This window comes from Larkinella harenae (genome assembly GCF_054780515.1).
The window spans coordinates 1-2,500 of the sequence record NZ_BAAGWE010000026.1 but is presented as its reverse complement, the minus strand read 5'-3'; the positions used below and the strand labels follow the sequence as shown (position 1 = coordinate 2,500).

General features: G+C 55.2%; 2 rRNA genes (1 of these 2 cut by a window edge). Both read left to right on the top strand.

The window, feature by feature from the left end:
* A 23S ribosomal RNA gene (locus ACYVH9_RS31490) occupies positions 1 to 2,272 on the top strand; it begins 630 nt to the left of the window's first position.
* Positions 2,273 to 2,384: 112 nt separating this feature from the next.
* Positions 2,385 to 2,496: ribosomal RNA gene (gene rrf / locus ACYVH9_RS31485) — 5S ribosomal RNA — on the top strand.
* The last annotated feature ends 4 nt before the right edge of the window (positions 2,497 to 2,500 follow it).

Here is a 2,500-nt window from a genome sequence, read left to right as displayed (position 1 = left end):
GTTAAGTTTTTTTAGGAACGGAGCCGAAGCGAAAGCGAGTCTGAACAGGGCGCTGAGTCAGTGGGGGTAGACGCGAAACCGGGTGATCTACCCGTGGCCAGGTTGAAGTGGCAGTAACATGTCATGGAGGACCGCACCAGTAAACGTTGAAAAGTTTTTGGATGAGCTGCGGGTAGGGGTGAAAGGCCAATCAAACTCGGAAATAGCTCGTACTCTCCGAAATGTTTTTAGGAACAGCCTTGTATGTCAAATTCCCAGGAGGTAGAGCTACCGATAGGACTAGGGGGAGTCACATCCTACCAACTTCTGACGAACTCCGAATGCCTGGGAATTGATACGGGAGTGAGGGGTCGGGTGCTAAGGTCCGACTCCGAGAGGGGAACAACCCAGACCACCGGCTAAAGTCCCCAAGTGGTTGCTCAGTTGAACAAAGGAGGTCCGGTTGCCGAGACAGCCAGGAGGTTAGCTTGGAAGCAGCTATTCCTTTAAAGAGTGCGTAACAGCTCACTGGTCGAGCGAGGCGGGCATCGATAATAAACGGGCATGAAGCAACCCACTGAAGCCGTGGACACTAGCCTAGCTAGTTGTGGTAGGAGAGCATTCTGATGGGGGTGAAGGTTTGGCGTGAGCCGGGCTGGACCGATCAGAAAAGCAAATGTAGGCATAAGTAACGACAATGCGGGTGAGAACCCTGCACACCGAAAGACTAAGGATTCCACCGCGATGGCAATCAACGGTGGGTGAGTCGGCACCTAAGGGGAAGGCGAAGGCCGCACCTGAGGGCAAACGGGTTAATATTCCCGTACTAGCCTCTTGAGAGAAGCGGGGACGGAGTAGTGAAGGAACCGCGCGCTGCGGGAATAGCGCGTTGAAGGTTATAAGCTAGTGGTTCTATAGGCAAATCCGTAGGATCAGGTGGAGACCGATAGTACCTGGGGACCTTCGGGTGCCCGGGATAGTGTTCCGGAGGGGCTTCCAAGAAAAGCCGCTATCGCTAATTGAGAGGGTAACCGTACCGCAAACCGACACAGGTAGTCGAGATGAAAAATCTAAGGTGCTCGAGTGAATCATGGCTAAGGAACTCGGCCAGTTGACCCTGTAACTTCGGGAGAAGGGGGGCCTACCCACTTTGGTGGGAGGCCGCAGAGCAAAGGCCCAGGCGACTGTTTACCAAAAACACAGGACTCTGCGAAATCGAGAGATTCAGTATAGGGTCTGACACCTGCCCGGTGCTGGAAGGTTAAGGGGGGGCGTTAGGGGCGCAAGCTTCGAAGCGCTGAACTGAAGCCCCAGTAAACGGCGGCCGTAACTATAACGGTCCTAAGGTAGCGAAATTCCTTGTCGGGTAAGTTCCGACCTGCACGAATGGTGTAACGATCTGGGCACTGTCTCAGCCATGAGCTCGGTGAAATTGTAGTTCCGGTGAAGATGCCGGATACCCGCCACGGGACGGAAAGACCCCGTGCACCTTTACTACAACTTATCATGGACGCTGGCACAGAAATGTGTAGGATAGGTGGGAGGCTGCGAAGCGGTGTCGCTAGGCATCGTGGAGCCACCGTTGAAATACCACCCTTTTGTGTGTTGGCGTCTAACCTCTTTATGAGAGGGACCGTGGTTGGTGGGTAGTTTGACTGGGGTGGTCGCCTCCGAAAGGGTAACGGAGGCTTCCAAAGGTTCGCTCAGGCCGGTTGGTAACCGGCTGTGGAGTGCAATAGCAGAAGCGAGCTTGACAGTGAGGCAAACAGGCCGAGCTGGTGCGAAAGCAGGGTATAGTGATCCGGTGGTTCCGCATGGGTGGGCCATCGCTCAAAGGATAAAAGGTACGCCGGGGATAACAGGCTGATCTCCCCCAAGAGCTCACATCGACGGGGAGGTTTGGCACCTCGATGTCGGCTCGTCACATCCTGGGGCTGGAGAAGGTCCCAAGGGTTCGGCTGTTCGCCGATTAAAGTGGCACGCGAGCTGGGTTCAGAACGTCGTGAGACAGTTCGGTCCCTATCTGTGGTGGGCGTAGGAAGATTGACGGGGGCTGCCCTTAGTACGAGAGGACCGGGGTGGACTCACCGCTGGTGAACCGGTTATTGTGCCCACGGTACGGCCGGGTAGCTACGTGGGGTTTGGATAAGCGCTGAAAGCATCTAAGTGCGAAGCCGGCCCGGAGATGAGTCTTCTATGAAGGACGTTGTAGACGACGACGTTGATAGGTGGCAGGTGCAGGGCGTGAGAGCGCTAGAGCCGAGCCATACTAATGACCTGTAGGTCGAAGCGCGATGAAGTACTTGCCGAAGTGCGTTGCGAATTATGAATCCTTTTCTTCTTGAAGAGCACTGATAATAACACCATCGTTGATCTGGCAACAGTCAGGCCAACGCAAGAGCTGGGATGGTGGTAAGGGTGCGGGGGAACACCTCTTCCCATACCGAACAGAGCCGTTAAGCCCCGTTACGCCGATGGTACTGGAGTCACTTCCGGGAGAGTAGGTTGCCGCCACCACAGA